The 15,332-nt window shown below is 33.9% G+C and carries 11 protein-coding genes; 7 read left to right on the top strand and 4 right to left on the bottom strand.

Translation table 11 applies throughout. From position 1 onward, the window contains the following. Window positions 1-108 precede the first annotated feature (108 nt). A complete protein-coding gene (locus tag KO527_RS15065; protein WP_216041103.1) occupies window positions 109-1,416 on the top strand; it encodes a DEAD/DEAH box helicase in 1,308 nt (435 codons plus the stop codon). Between the two features lie 73 nt (window positions 1,417-1,489). Here KO527_RS15065 and KO527_RS15060 read toward each other — a convergent pair whose 3' ends face one another. Further along, on the bottom strand, window positions 1,490-2,860 hold the full coding sequence (locus tag KO527_RS15060) for a Na+/H+ antiporter NhaC family protein (RefSeq protein ID WP_216041102.1): 1,371 nt from the start codon (window positions 2,858-2,860) through the stop codon (window positions 1,490-1,492). Between the two features lie 322 nt (window positions 2,861-3,182). On the opposite strand from KO527_RS15060, the gene KO527_RS15055 reads away from it, so the two are divergent. The 6 genes from KO527_RS15055 (at window position 3,183) to KO527_RS15035 (ending at window position 11,677) form a co-directional block, all read left to right on the top strand. After that, window positions 3,183-4,073 (top strand): DUF368 domain-containing protein, encoded by an 891-nt coding sequence (locus KO527_RS15055; protein WP_252733731.1) that lies wholly within the window; start codon window positions 3,183-3,185, stop codon window positions 4,071-4,073. Window positions 4,074-4,425: 352 nt separating this feature from the next. Next, on the top strand, window positions 4,426-4,593 hold the full coding sequence (locus KO527_RS15050) for a hypothetical protein (RefSeq protein ID WP_193216504.1): 168 nt from the start codon (window positions 4,426-4,428) through the stop codon (window positions 4,591-4,593). A 202-nt stretch (window positions 4,594-4,795) separates the two neighbouring features. Next, window positions 4,796-9,229, top strand: coding sequence for a response regulator (locus tag KO527_RS15045; RefSeq protein ID WP_216041100.1), 4,434 nt, complete (start codon window positions 4,796-4,798; stop codon window positions 9,227-9,229). Beyond that, on the top strand, window positions 9,222-10,115 hold the full coding sequence (locus KO527_RS15040) for a diguanylate cyclase (RefSeq protein WP_216041099.1): 894 nt from the start codon (window positions 9,222-9,224) through the stop codon (window positions 10,113-10,115). The genes KO527_RS15045 and KO527_RS15040 overlap by 8 nt, the downstream gene beginning before the upstream one ends. Before the next feature lie 107 nt (window positions 10,116-10,222). After that, window positions 10,223-10,351 (top strand): hypothetical protein, encoded by a 129-nt coding sequence (locus KO527_RS26300; protein WP_289847702.1) that lies wholly within the window; start codon window positions 10,223-10,225, stop codon window positions 10,349-10,351. A gap of 321 nt (window positions 10,352-10,672) precedes the next feature. Next, window positions 10,673-11,677 (top strand): hypothetical protein, encoded by a 1,005-nt coding sequence (locus KO527_RS15035; RefSeq protein WP_216041098.1) that lies wholly within the window; start codon window positions 10,673-10,675, stop codon window positions 11,675-11,677. A gap of 76 nt (window positions 11,678-11,753) precedes the next feature. Here the strand turns inward: KO527_RS15035 and KO527_RS15030 are convergent, their stop codons facing one another. The 3 genes from KO527_RS15030 to astA all read right to left on the bottom strand — a co-directional run bounded on the left by KO527_RS15030 (window position 11,754) and on the right by astA (window position 15,266). After that, complete coding sequence (locus KO527_RS15030) at window positions 11,754-12,557, bottom strand: DUF1338 domain-containing protein (RefSeq protein ID WP_216041097.1); 804 nt, start codon at window positions 12,555-12,557, stop codon at window positions 11,754-11,756. A gap of 203 nt (window positions 12,558-12,760) precedes the next feature. Beyond that, entirely contained in the window at window positions 12,761-14,230 is a 1,470-nt protein-coding gene (gene astD / locus KO527_RS15025; RefSeq protein ID WP_216041096.1) for a succinylglutamate-semialdehyde dehydrogenase, read from the bottom strand. 10 nt (window positions 14,231-14,240) lie between these two features. Next, a complete protein-coding gene (astA, locus tag KO527_RS15020) occupies window positions 14,241-15,266 on the bottom strand; it encodes an arginine N-succinyltransferase (RefSeq protein WP_216041095.1) in 1,026 nt (341 codons plus the stop codon). Window positions 15,267-15,332 lie beyond the last annotated feature (66 nt).

Genomic DNA, 15,332 nt, shown 5'->3' with positions numbered 1-15,332 from the left:
AAGCAAAATAAGTAAATAGTTGAAATAAATAACAAGAGGACATTTGGTGTTTGTTAGAGTATAATGCGCGACCAATTTTATACCTGTGCCATTAGTGAGAAATATAGCATGAATTTTAAATCTTTTAGCTTTGCACCTGAAATTCTAAGTGCCGTCGAAGAATGTGGTTACCAAGAGTTGACACCGATACAACGCCTGGCAATCCCTTTGGTACGAAAAGGACACGATGTATTAGCAAATGCACAAACTGGTACAGGTAAAACAGCCGCTTTTGCATTACCTATTTTACAAAAAATATTTGATGCGCCTAAAGAACGAATGACAGCAAATGCACGCGTATTAGTATTAGCACCGACAAGAGAATTAGCTGAACAAATCGCAAAAAGCTTCGAGAAATACGGTCAGTTTATGGACCTTAAAGTTGCGGCAGTTTTTGGTGGAGTAGATATTAATACTCAAGCTAAAAAGCTAAAACAAGGTGTTGATGTTATTGTTGCAACGCCAGGTCGATTAATAGATCACATTAACTCTTGTAATGTAAGCATCTCAAACGTTGAGTTTTTAGTTCTAGATGAAGCTGATCGTATGTTAGATATGGGTTTTATTACTGAAATCAATAAATTAATGGAAGCGTCTAAATCAGAACGTCAAACTTTATTATTTTCTGCAACTTATCCAAGTGCTATGAAAAAGTTTTCAGCTTCTGTACTTAAAAACCCTAAAATTGTACAAGCATCAAAAGACAATGCGACTGCAGACACTGTACAACATGTTGTATATCCAGTAGAGCAACGCAAAAAACAAGAGCTATTATCGGAATTAATAGGTACAAAGAATTGGCAACAAGTTTTGGTATTTGTTAATTTTAAAGAAACAGCAGACGACTTAGTTAAAGAGTTAAACCTTGATGGTATTAAAGCCAGCGTTTGCCACGGGGATAAAACACAAGGTAACAGAAGACGTGCTCTTCGTGAATTTAAAGAAGGTAAAATTCGCGTACTAATAGCAACAGAAGTGGCAGCTCGCGGTATCGATATTGAAGGGTTAGAGCGTGTAATCAACATTGATTTACCTTGGTTGGCAGAAGATTATGTTCATCGTATCGGTAGAACTGGCCGTGCAGGTAAATCAGGACAAGCGGTCTCTTTTGTTAGTCGTGAAGAAGAGCAAACACTTGAAGAAATTGAAACATTAATCGGCACTAAAATTCGTCGTATATATGTTGCGGGTTATGAAGTGAGTAACCGTGATGCATTAGTTAAACGTTTGCATAACAAACCTAACCATTTAAAACGTGGTGGTCGTACTAATAATGCAAGCTCACAAGCGGCTGGTGAAGCGCGTATAATGAACAGAAAGAAGATTTCTGGTGTACGTAAAGGCGCTAAAGGCCAAAAGTTAAAATTATCGAAGTAATATTCATTTTATAAATTGAATAAGAACAAAAAAGGAGAAGCAAATGCTTCTCCTTTTTTTGACTTTAACTATTTTACATTAATAAACCAGCGATAATATAGGCGATACAAGTTATCGCACCACCAAATAATGCATAAGGTAATTGAGTTTTAACATGCTCTAATAAATCACATCCAGATGCAATTGCTGATACAGCTGTGGTATCCGATATTGGAGAGCAATGATCACCAAATATGCCACCACCTAAAACGGCAGCAATAATCAATGAAGGCGGTAAACCTAAAGAGTGTATCAATGGTACAGCTAGCGGTATTAATATTGCAAATGTGCCCCATGATGTGCCCGTCGTAAAAGCAATAATTGCACCGGCAATAAACAGAACAACAGGTATCATAAATACAGGTAAAAATTCACCTACAATACCTGCTATAAAAGTACCTGTACCCAGCTCTTTTAAACTCGCGCCTAAAGCAAGAGAGAAAAGCACAATTGTGACCAAAGGTAATAACTCCGACATACCTGAAAAGCCTATTTTAACAAGCTTTTGGTGTGAAAACTTTTTTGTAAATAACATCATAATATAAGCAACAAAACAGCCCATAGCTGTAGCCCACAAAATAGACTTAGAACCACTTCCAGATGCTAAATCACCACCGCCCGTATAGAACATAAAAGCAATCATGCCAAATATCATAGTACCCAGTGGTAATAACATAAAACGTGCTTTTGTTGGTTCAAATTCATGCTCGTGTTTCGCATTAACTTCGCTTTTGATCTCACTATCTTTCATAGGGCCATAGACTTTGCCAGAAAGTACAGTAAACAACACAAGTGCGATTGCTATAAGGGGATAGAAATTATAAATCACTGTGCCCCATAAAACTGAAGCTGCAGAATCATTAAATTCATAACCACTGAGCAGTGCTAATACATACGCTCCCCAGCCATTTAATAATACTAAAATACAAATTGGTGCAGCTGTACTATCAATGATATAAGCAAGTCTCGCACGACTCATACCAAACTTATCAAATAAACCTCTAGATAAAATACCTGAGGTAAGCACACTGAGGTTTGATTCAATAAAAATAAACATGCCCGTAAAAGTGGTCATTAAACCAACCTGACGGGGTGTTTTTGCTACACCTTTATTCATTAACATTTGAACAGTCGCTGTTACACCGCCCGAGTGGCGTATATATGCCAATAATGCACCTACTAATAAGCTAAAAATAAGTATTCTAGTATTACCTGGGCTACTAAACACAGCAGTAATGCGTTCAATTGCAGTGATCCCGCCCATAAATAATGACTGTTCCTGCTCTTTAAAAGCCAATAGCAGTTCAGACGAAAATATTGCCATTAACAAAGCCAAAATGACTTCTTTTTTCCACAATACAATTGTGATAGCCACAATCGGTGGTAAAACTGTTATCCAATCCATACAAATCCAACTTAATTTTTATTTTTATTTAAAAATACAGGCCTTTATTAAGCGCCAAATTAACACTACAAACTAATAATTATAAGGCTTCGAAAGCTAACTTAAATTGATCTTCATTGCAAATAATTGAGGCTGAAAGAGGGTTAAAATTAAACAAAAATGCATATAAAATGTTTACAGTAAATTTAATGAACAATTCTGATAGAATGATGTCAATTAAGAACTATTTATCATTTTTGAACATAAGGATTTTTAAGCAAACATGTCAGTGAGTAAACAAACAAAAAAAGATTATTTATTATTGTTTTTTAAAGGAGCAGGAATGGGAGCAGCAGATGTTGTTCCAGGTGTATCAGGCGGTACCATCGCTTTTATAACCGGTATTTATCAAAGATTACTCAATGCTATTCAAAGCGTTAATTTAGAAGCGGCTAAACTATTATTTCAAAAGGGTAGCCTAATAAATAATATTAAATCGTTATGGCAGCATATTGATGGTAATTTTTTATTAGCGGTATTTTCGGGCTTGCTCACAAGCGCAATTTCACTCGCTAAAATCATCACTTTTATGTTAGCTAACCATCCTATTTATGTATGGTCATTTTTCTTTGGTTTAATAATCGCCTCATTTATACATATTGCTAAACAAGTCGAAACTTGGAATATTAAAACCATATTAAGCTGTATTTTTGGTGCTGCTTTAGCCTTTACTATCACCACATTAAGCCCAACCGATGTTGAGCCACAATGGTGGTATTACACAGCAGCAGGTGCTATAGCAATTTGTGCAATGATATTACCCGGCATATCTGGCAGTTTTATATTATTATTACTTGGCATGTATGCACATGTATTAAGTGCAGTTAATTCTTTAGCATTTGATTTAATATTTTTATTTATCACAGGTTGTATTATCGGCTTAATGGCCTTTTCACGAGTATTAACTTGGTTACTTAAACATTATCATCAAATCACTTTCGCATTGTTATCTGGATTTTTAGTCGGTTCTTTAAATTTATTATGGCCATGGAAACAAGTGCTTACTACATATACAAACTCTAAGGGGATCATTAAACCATTAAGCCAAAAGAATATCTTACCAGATACCTTTTTGCAGTTAACAGGGCAAGATCCTAAGCAAGTTATGGCAATTTCATTAATGTTATTCGGCTTATTGTTAATCTTATTTATAGAAAAGCTCAGCAAAAAATAAACAGATCGATTTGAAGTGCGAATAGAAATATATTTGCACTTCCTATTTTATTACTATATAGTCTCTAGTCTAGTTAGTTAATCTTCCTCTAATATTTACCTAACCAGCAGTAATGCCTTTTCTTGCCTTGATCCAGTAAGCCTGCATTTAAAAAATAATAAGCTAAATTATCGTACGGCGAATATCATATTAAATCTCTATTTAGACCTTTAATATACAACCCAAATTTTATTGAATAAAACAATAAATATTAACTGATCGTCAAAACTGTAATGAAGCTGTAACTAAATTTTGTTTTATTAGTAGATGTTTACTTCTACTCTTAAGACAAACAAAAAAAGTGAGTTTTATTATGTCTTATACATATAATGGGTCTGAGATCCAAATTGCACATCCAGTGCAGACAATCTCAATTAATAATTTACAAGTGATTTTTGCTGATAGCCAAGGTCAAAAGAGCACAAAATTTGATACAAAGAGTCAAGCAAGACAATTTGTAAAATGGCTCAAAGTAAATTAATTGCATAACTTTAGATGTGCTTCGCTTTTGAAGTGCATCTAGAGTGTTATCCCTTCCATATACCCAACAATCCGTCCATTAATTTAACGACTTTCAAATTTAAATCTAGAAATCAGAAATATAAAATTTTTGTAGTATTGTTTACAAAAATAAAAAAACTAAAGTATATTATGATTAGTAAGTTACTAATGGAATCGATCACTTGCTTAAAAATAAAAATAAATCATTATTCAAAGAGTTAATTACCTGGTTTATACTTTTGTCTTTGATCCCTGTGAGTCTCATTTCTTGGTTTAATTATGACCAAGCCAAATCTAGTTTGCTGATCTCTGCACAACAAAAATTAAACCAATCCTCTTATTTTAAAAAAAAATATATTTCAAATTGGTTTGAATATCGGTTCACAGATGTACAAAATCAATCAAAATCAAAAGCCAACTTAGCTTTAATTAAAAATCTGAGTCATGGTTTTAGAACGAGTAATTTTTCACTAAAATCTTTTGTTGAAAGCTCTGATTGGTCAAATCGCGTTACCACTTCTCAATCCGACTTAATAAATTTTAAAACTAATTATCAATTTATATATGACTTATTTTTAATTGATGTTAAAGGTAACATCTTATTTTCAGTTGAAAAAGAAAATGATCTTGGCACAAACTTAATATCAGGAGAATACGCAAAAACAAAATTTTCAAAAGCGTTTAGAGACACTATAAAAACCCGTAAAATACAGTTCTCCGGAATAGAACGATATAAACCATCTCTTGATAGATTAGCTGGTTTTATAACATCTCCTATTTATGATGAATCAAATTCACTCATAGGTGTCTTTGCTTTGCAATTAAATTTAAAACCTGTTTTTGATTTAATTACATATAAAGAGTTCAATAGTAGTTCCCATACCCACTATATCGTTGATCAAAATGGTATTTTACAAACCCCTATTAGAGATGATTGGGAGCAGGTTTTAAATAAAAAACTCTCAAATAAAAACCTGATGCCTACGGAAGCTGACCATACAACTATCTCTACCGCCTATTTAGGGCCTAAAGCTAATGCCGTTTTTGGCGTCCATAAAATTATTAATCTGAGGAATATTCAATGGATTTTAATCAGCGAAGTGAATGAACTAGAAGCACTTTCAGCTGCAAATTCAATGTTATCCACTTCATCAATCTTTGTTTTCATTATCATGGTAATAATGCTATTTATTGCCATTATACAAGTTAGAAAAATAACAATACCTATAAATGAACTTGCTAAAGCAAGTCTAAATTTTGCGCTAGGAGAAGCTGGTCAAAAAGTTATTATCCAATCAAATAATGAAATTGGTAAATTAGCGAGTTCTTTTAATAACATGATCTTAGCGCGTAATGAATATGAGGAAAATATTAAAAAAAGTAATCATGAAGTAAAAGCTGCCCTAGATGAATTATCACACCAACAATACGCACTAGATCAGCACTCCATTGTTGCTGTCACAGATATAAAAGGCACAATAACCTATGTAAATGAGAGATTTTGCCAAATATCTGGATATGATAAAGATGAATTATTAAATAATAACCATAGAATTTTAAATTCCGGCTACCACCCAATATCTTTCTTTAAAGATATGTATCAACTAATCGTAAAGGGAAAAGTCTGGCATGGAGAGGTCTGCAACAAAAATAAAATAGGTGAATTATATTGGGTAGATACAACCATCATTCCTTTTTTAAATAATAAAGGTAGAGTATTTAAATATATTGCGATTCGTACAGATATTACAAAAAGAAAACACATAGAGCAGCAGAATAAAATGCTGCATTTAAATACTAATATTAAATTTAATATTGCACAAAACCTCGCACAACATAGTTCTTTAAAACGTCGTATACAAGAAGCTTTAGAAAGTAGCTTTGAAATTCCAATATTACAAAACCACAAAAAAGCAGGTTTATATTTATTTGAAGAGAATACTTTAAGTTTATGTCATTTTAGTGGTCACTTTTCAAAAGATACAATTAAAGAAGAACAAATTAATAGGATATATAAACTAACTCAAGAAGTGCTAGAAAGTAAAAATATCTTATTAATAAAAGATAGTTACAGTGACTTTAAAAAACACAGTGATTTACCTGAAGTACTTAACCATAACTTGCTTGTGATCCCTATTTTCAACCATCTTTCTGATGTGTTAAGTGAGCCGATCGGCGGGTTATTTTTTTACTGTGATTCTAATATAGAAATAAGTGAATATCTGGATTTAATGGATGAAATAACAAATCTGTTTGCTGCTGCTGTTATGAGGGAGAATGCCAGAAAACTATTAAAACAAGCGACTGAATCTGCAGAACAAAATAGCCAACTTAAAGGTGAATTTTTAGCAAGTATGAGCCATGAAATTCGCACACCAATGAATGGTGTACTAGGCATGTTAGGTTTACTGCTCAATACTGAGCTCAATGTTGATCAACTCCATAAAGCATCTTTAGCAAAATCCAGTGCTGAATCATTATTAGTTTTAATCAATGATATTTTAGATTTTTCTAAAGTTGAAGCCGGTAAAATGAACTTAGAATATATTGATTTTAATTTACGGGGTATGTTTGGAGAGTTCACAGAATCAATGGCACTTCGTGCCCATGAGAAAAGCCTAGAATTGATCTTAGATCTAACAGAGATCGAATATTCAATGGTTAAAGGCGATCCCGGCAGAATACGCCAAATTCTCACTAATATTGTAGGTAATGCAATTAAGTTTACAAATTTAGGGGAGGTACGGATCAGTGCTTCAATGACACAAGTAAACAGTGAATTATTAGAACTCAAATGCCAAGTTACAGATACTGGTATTGGGATCCCAAAAGGTAACTTAAATAGCCTATTTGATACTTTTACTCAAGTCGATGCTTCAACAACAAGAAAATATGGTGGTACAGGTCTTGGTTTAGCTATATCTAAAAAACTCTGTGAATTAATGAACGGGAAGATTTCAATTGAAAGTGAAGAAGGCAAAGGCAGTTGCTTTACATTTACTGTGGAATTACAAAACAGTACACAATCTCAAAAAGTACTACCCCTAATTGATATTAGTAAATTATGTATTTTAATAGTAGATGATAATAAAACAAATAGAGAAGTCCTACGAGGCCAGCTCGAGCACTGGGGCGCAAATGTTCATGAATCAAGCGGTGCAGCTCAAGCTTTAGATATACTCAATACAACACAATTTGATGTTGCATTACTCGATATGCAAATGCCAGATATGGATGGTGCAGAACTCGGTAAACAGATTAAAAATAATAAAACGCTTAGTGAATTAAAACTGGTCATGATGACATCAATATCTAATTCAGATGAAATCGATTTTTTCGCTAAAATTGGTTTTGATGCTTATTTCCCTAAACCTGCCACAACATCAGATTTGTTCAACGCACTCAATGTTGTTGTTGATAATGGTGAAGCTCGCCACAACGCATCCCCTATTGTTACCCAGAATTACTTGCAAACATTACTACCCACAAACCAAAACCACAATATAAAACTATTATTAGTAGAAGATAACAAAGTAAACCAACTTGTAGCTATGGGGATTTTAAATGAACTAGGGTACAAATCTGATGTTGTAAACAACGGCCAAGAAGCGATTGATGTATTAAAACGATCAAGAAGTGATTCACCATTTAACTTGATTTTAATGGATTGCCAAATGCCAATTTTGGATGGTTATAAAACCACTCAAGCGATACGTAGTGGTGATGCGGGCCTAAGATATACAAATATACTCATTATTGCAATGACTGCCAACGTTATGCAGGGAGACCGAGAAAAATGTATTAATTGCGGTATGAATGACTATTTAAGTAAACCAATCGATCCATTATCATTACAAGAAAAATTAAAGTTATGGCTCAGTGGTAAAAATTATCAACATATAAAAATTGATTCCATCAAATTTACAAATAATGAGGAGGAATTATTGCAAGTTCCTAATAATGGAGAAAATGAAGATTCTGAAACTTTAGTAGCTTGGGAGCAAGATAGCGCACTCAAGCGAGTATTAAATAAAGAAAAATTATTAAAGTCGCTTATCGAAATATTTCTCACTGAAATGCCATCACGTTTAATTGAATTAAAAACAGCTGTTAATAATCAAGATAATGAATCTATAAAATCAATTTCCCATACCATAAAAGGCGTTGCAGCAAATCTCAGTGCATTAAAGTTACAACACTTTTCATCTGAGTTCGAAAAAGCAGGTAAATCAGCAATAACAAAACAGTATTATCCCCTTTATTTACAATTAGATGCTGCCTATACAGAAATCACAAATCTGTTTAAGTCATATATTAGTGACGAAACAACACATGAAAAAATACAACCGAGTAAAGCTGTTTCAATAAAACAATATACTGAATTAATAGCAAGTCTGACTGAGATAAAGCTGCGAATAGAAAACAATGATTATGTTGAGCCTGATGAAATTTCAAACTTTCTGCAATGGAATTTAAATAAACATTTAATAGATAAATTGAATTTACTCGAAACTCAGATTGGCCAATTTGAAATATTATCTGCATTAGAGAATATAGATGAAATTTCGAATCATATTACAAAAGAAATCAATAGCGAAGGGTCTAATAATGAATAATAAACCGCTAATATTAATAGTCGATGATTCGCCAACAAATATTCAACTACTCGCAGCATGTTTAAAGAACGACTATAGGCTAAAAATAGCAACGAGTGGTGAACAATGCTTACAACTGATAAGTGACAATATTGAACCAGATCTGATCCTATTAGATGTTGAAATGCCAGGATTGAGTGGTTATCAAGTGTGTGAAAAATTAAAAGATAAAGATTCCACGGCATCAATTCCAATCATTTTTGTAACAGGACGTCAAGGAGATGAAGACGAGACTAAAGGCCTCAGATTAGGTGCGGTTGATTACATCACAAAACCAATACGACCAGCAATTGTTGTCGCTAGAGTAAATACCCATATCACATTAAAGTTACAGCACGATAAATTAATAAGCATGGCAATGCATGATCAATTAACCGGATTATATAATCGTCATTACTTGTTAGAAGTTGCAACTCAAAAAGTTTCAAAAGCTTTGAGGCACAAATATCCATTATGTGTACTAATGATTGATATAGACCACTTTAAATCGATAAACGATACACATGGTCATCACTGCGGTGATCTGATTTTAAAAGCGGTAGCAACTGAGCTCTCAACTGGTAATAGAGAAGAAGATATCACTGCACGTTTTGGCGGTGAAGAGTTTGTAGTCATATTCGACCACTGTCACTTTGTTGATGCACAAAAGAAAGCAAATGCAATTCTTAAACTAATCGAAGAATTAAAACCTGAAGGATTGACTGTTACTGTGAGTATAGGATTAGCTAAATTAATAAAATCCGATGAGCATTTTTCAAATCTACTAAAACGTGCAGACTTAGCTTTATATGAAGCCAAAGGAAAAGGTAGAAATAGAGTGGAAGCAGCGGTCGCACCAAACAATTAAGAAGATCAAAGTTATGGACGATCAAAAAAATCATCAATACATCTGATATTCAAATATCCAAAACCTGTGAAAAAATAAATAATTATAATAAACAATCGAGTGACATTATGAATGGAATACTCATTGAATTAGAAGGTATGCTGTTCAGCTTAGGTTTTGATGATGATCAAGAAAAAACATTGATGCAGTTAGCAGATAAAGCAACCGAGCAATTTGTGAGCTTAATGTTCTTTTAGATAGCTTAACAGATGATAAAAAAACACAATGTAGCATTAAAGTTAAAAATGATAAGCTTTTGTTATTTATGGTTTTTAATATTGACAGTGATTATTGTTTAGTTATATGTTGATATTTCAATCAAGAACAAGGAATGTCTTATCTTTACATTATTAAATACTGACTTATCCCATTTTATATTAATTTTTTGTGTTAGCATTTTACTAAGTGGTTGTGAATCAACTAAACAAACAACACCTAAAAATGAAATCCCCAACATTATAACCCTCGTAGATACTCAAATATTTGGTATAAAACCAGATATAATTACCAGCGATAAATTGTTTGAATTCACAAAAGCTGAACAAAACAAATTTTTTGAATATTATAACGCAGAGAATCGTCAGCAAATACTCCCACATAAACGCGTTTATAATTATCTAGAAAATAACCTACATGCATTTAATTATTATGGTGAGACCTATACAGCACAAGAAACCATCGATAATAAAGCCGGTAACTGTATCTCTTTAGCGATATTAACGACGGCTTATGCTAAATTAGCAAATATTAAATTTGCATATAGTGAAGTCACTACAGCCCCTGTATATTTCAAAGAGTCTAATTTTCAATTAACCTCTAATCACGTTAGAACAAAACTCTACGATCCCACATTTATTGAAGTAGATAAGATGGTTTATTTTTATAAACCCGGGATCATTGTCGATTATTTCCCAAGTAGAAATAACTGGTCTAATGGTATAGCAACATATGAAAAGTTTATTTCTATGTATTATAGAAACTTAGCAGCAAAAGCTTTATTGGAACATGATTTAAACACAGCAGGCTGGTTAGCATTAGAGTCATTAAAATTTGCACCTAAAAGCTTAAGTTCAATTAATTTACTTGCTGTAATATATAGAAATCTAGATCTATATGATTTATCAGAGAAAGTGTATCTTCATGGCTTAAAATACAGTAAGGACAACTTAAATTTACTCACTAATTACCAACTATTATTAGTTAAACAAAATAAAACAAAAGCAGCAGAACAGCTACAAACTAAAATTGATAATGCGACAGATCCCAGCCCATTTAGATGGCTTACGTTAGCAGATGAGCATTACAATAATCAGAAGTATTTTGGGGCTATCAAGTATTATAAAAAAGTAATCGAAATAGCTCCTTATTTACATTATGGTTATGCAGGGACGGCGAAGTCACTCTTTGCGCTTGATAAAAAAGGTGCTTCTAAGAAATTCATGGAAATTGCCTTAGAGAAAACACATGAAGCGAAGCAAGAAAAGCTCTATAAAGCTAAACTAGCTATTTTACAAAAGTATTAACTCCTCAAAACAAAAAAACGCCAGAATAACTGGCGTTTTAGGCTTGGATAAAGCCGAATATTAAATTTCTTCTATATTATCTAGCGTTTGTGCTTTCAAATATTTTATCTGCAGAAGCAGCAACAAAACCTGTATATACTTCGCCATCAGGTTTGTTATAACGTAAAGCAAACTCGTAAAAACAGCTTGGGATCTGCATCTCACAATCGCTAAATTTAACATTGAAGTTATCAGCAAGTGTTGATGACTGTTCAAGTAATACTTCTGGAGACCCTTTAATAAGTCCGCCTGTTGTATTCATCTCAAAATTAGCATCTATCAATTTTTGATTTACAGCTTCAATTGTCTCAAAACCTGCTAAATAGTTAATACTTACTGTAAAGTGATTGGCACGGTAGCCCCATGCCGCAGTCCAAGCTGCATATTCACTTTCTTTTAATAACATTTTGTAAGTATCAGAATCAATTGACCAGTGAGTACCTGAATAAATAAAGTTTTCAGCTGTAACCGCAGCTTCATCTACTTGATCAACAATATCTGTGATAACTTTTTGTAGTTCATCAGAGAACTTTTCAACTAATAACTCAGAGATAAAGACTTTAGGTTTAGTTGGATCTGAATGTTCAAAGTGCTTTGCATATAAATGTTTTGAATCAAAATGATATTCACCACATTCAGTGTAACCAACTGCTTTAAAATGTGCAGCTAGCTTTTCTAAACCTACTTTTTCGATATTAAAAGTACGAAGTGCAATATGATCATTGATCACATCGTCTTGCTGTGTAGAGCCTAATAATTCATGAACTTTTTTAGCTGAAGGTGTGACTGCTAGGTAATCAGTCCATAAGTTTTCAAAAAGTGTATCTACATTTGTGTGCATGTTAATTCCTAAATCTTAATGATAATACCAATTCCAATAAATATGTGATCAATCTAAATGGTCTAAATATGCAATAGCCTACTATTGCTCAATCAAGCGCCTTGCTCTTGAAAATTTATCCTAATTTATATTAGTTCACTAACTTAATAGAATTGATATAAGCAAGCAAAAAATTGCTCCCTAATTACTCGTATTCTTAATTATTAAACTGACAAACCAGGTGCTAAAGTTGCTGGCATAGTTACTTTTTGTGCTTCAACAGAAGCAACTGGGTATGCACAATAGTCAGCAGCATAAAAAGCACTGGCTCTGTGATTACCACTGGCACCTATACCACCAAAAGGAGCAGCGCTGGACGCACCTGTAATAGGTTTATTCCAATTTACGATACCCGCGCGTATACGCTTAAAGAAATGATCGTAATCGGCTTGCTCGTCTGCTAGTAATCCTGCAGATAAACCAAATGAAGTATTGTTACCTTCGTTAATTGCTGCATCAAAGTCGGTATATCTGTAAACTTTTAATAGTGGACCAAAGTGCTCTTCATCAGGTAATGATTGTGCATTTGTCACATCTACAATACCAGGAGACACAAAACCCGTTCCGGCTTGTAAGTGCTTAAGTTCAACTAAAGACTCACCACCAATCGCTAATATTTCAGCTTGTGCTTTTACCATACCTAAAGCCGCAGCTTCTGAGATCATCGCACCCATAAAAGGTTGCGGTTCAGCAAAAGACTCTCCCACTAATATGTTATTAGTCGCTTCAATCAATTTAGCTAAAATAGCATCGCCATTAGCGCTTTTCTCAATAAATAAACGACGAGAACACGTACAACGTTGACCGGAAGTCACAAAAGCGGATTGTAAAATATCATGAACCGCAGAATCGATATCAGCAACATCTTTTACGATAAGTGGGTTATTTCCGCCCATTTCTAGTGCTAGAATTTTACCTGGGTGACCTGCAAATTGTTTATGTAATAAGTGACCCGTATTAGAGCTACCAGTAAAGAATAAACCGTCTATATCATTATGAGAAGCCAATGCTTTACCAGTTTCAAGCTCACCTTGTACTAAATTAATTACACCATCTGGTAAACCGGCTTGTTGCCATAGCTGTAATGTGTATTCAGCTACCATAGGTGTCAATTCAGATGGCTTAAATACGACTGTATTACCAGCAAGTAATGCAGGAACAATATGCCCGTTTGGTAAATGGCCTGGGAAGTTATAAGGGCCAAATACAGCAACAACACCATGTGGTTTATGACGAATAAATGCTTTTGCACCCGGCATTGGATTTTCTGTCGTACCTGTACGTTCGTCATGGGCTTTAATAGAGATGGCAATTTTACCAGCCATCGCACCTACTTCAGTACGTGTTTCCCAAATAGGCTTACCTGTTTCTTTAGCAATAACAGTCGCCATCGTTTCACTGTTATCTTTTAGTAACTGTGCAAATTTATTGAATATTTCAATACGTGCGCTTGCTTCAAGATCTGACCAAGTATAAAAAGCGTTGCGCGCTGATTTTATTGCACTATTTACTTGTTCTGCTGATGCACCCGCACCTTGCCAAATAACTTCACCATTTGAAGGATTAACTGATGAAAAGCTCGGTCCAGTTCCACTAAGCCATTGGCCATTTATAAGTTGTACATTGAAGCTCATAGGTGCATCCTTAAGTTAAATTGATAAATCTAATTGAATCGCCTTCACTTACATTAAGTGCTTTGGCAACTTCAGGTGATATAACGGTAATACCTTGCTCTTTGATGTATTTCACTTGTGGCGTGAATGTCGCTCTAAAATCTGCAATGCTGGTATTACAAATAGCAAATACAGTTTCATTTGAAATATCATCAGAAATTGTTACTTTGCTGTTTATGCTTTCTTTTACTGAACGTATTTTATTAAGTTTTGATTCTACGGTAGGTCCGGCATCAAACAAGTCAACATAACCTCGATGTTCAAAACCTTCCTTTTCAAGCAAACGCAGTGCAGGTTTTGTTTTTTCATGGACTTGGCCAATAACAGCCTGTGCTTTTTCACTAAGTAAATTGGCGTAAATAGGGTGTTTAGGCATTAACTCGGAGATAAAGCCTTTGCTACCAATACCAATCAGATGATCGGCCTCAGGAAAGTCTATGCTGAAGAAATGCTCTTGTAACCATTCCCAAAAAGGAGAGTGACCATGCGCGTCAGATACGCCTCGCATTTCAGCAATAACGGTATCAGCAAACCTTGTTGGATGCTCTGCCATAAATAAAAAACGTACACGAGACAATAGCCTTCCAGCTAAGCCCTTACGAAATGCTTCTCTGAGAAATAAGGTACATATTTCACTTGCACCAGTGTAATCATTACACATCGTCAGCACTTCAACAGTGTTATAAACACCAAGTGCTTTAGAGTGATGAACAGATTTACTTTTATGATAATGATATAAAGGCACATTCATACCAACAGCTGCTTCTATCGCTGTTGTACCAAGAATTTCACCTGTTTGCGTATCTTCTAAAACAAATAGGTATCCTTCATCACCAGGTGATGATGCAGACTTATTGAAGCTTAATTCTGCTCTTGATATTTTTTCTGATAACTGTTCATCATTAACCGGTAATGATGTGAAGCCATGACCTGATTCAATTGCAATTTGTTTTAAAGCATCAAAATCAGATTTTTTGATAGGTCTAATTACTTGCATAGTAAGTTACTCATACCTTTTATAGACATCAAAACAGGCTAATTAATCTATTTAACTATTTAGCCT

The sequence above is a fragment of the Pseudoalteromonas sp. C2R02 genome (assembly GCF_018860845.1).
Taxonomy (GTDB): domain Bacteria; phylum Pseudomonadota; class Gammaproteobacteria; order Enterobacterales; family Alteromonadaceae; genus Pseudoalteromonas.
This window is presented reverse-complemented; position numbering and strand designations above follow the sequence as displayed.

Coding starts and splice junctions, on each gene's coding strand:
- KO527_RS15060 (WP_216041102.1), bottom strand. CDS start 2,860: ATGGATTGGATAACAGTTTTACCACCGATTGTGGCTATCACAATTGTA.
- KO527_RS15030 (WP_216041097.1), bottom strand. CDS start 12,557: ATGCACACAAATGTAGATACACTTTTTGAAAACTTATGGACTGATTAC.
- KO527_RS15065 (WP_216041103.1), top strand. CDS start 109: ATGAATTTTAAATCTTTTAGCTTTGCACCTGAAATTCTAAGTGCCGTC.
- astA (WP_216041095.1), bottom strand. CDS start 15,266: ATGCAAGTAATTAGACCTATCAAAAAATCTGATTTTGATGCTTTAAAA.
- KO527_RS15040 (WP_216041099.1), top strand. CDS start 9,222: ATGAATAATAAACCGCTAATATTAATAGTCGATGATTCGCCAACAAAT.
- KO527_RS15050 (WP_193216504.1), top strand. CDS start 4,426: ATGTCTTATACATATAATGGGTCTGAGATCCAAATTGCACATCCAGTG.
- astD (WP_216041096.1), bottom strand. CDS start 14,230: ATGAGCTTCAATGTACAACTTATAAATGGCCAATGGCTTAGTGGAACT.
- KO527_RS15055 (WP_252733731.1), top strand. CDS start 3,183: ATGGGAGCAGCAGATGTTGTTCCAGGTGTATCAGGCGGTACCATCGCT.
- KO527_RS26300 (WP_289847702.1), top strand. CDS start 10,223: ATGAATGGAATACTCATTGAATTAGAAGGTATGCTGTTCAGCTTAGGT.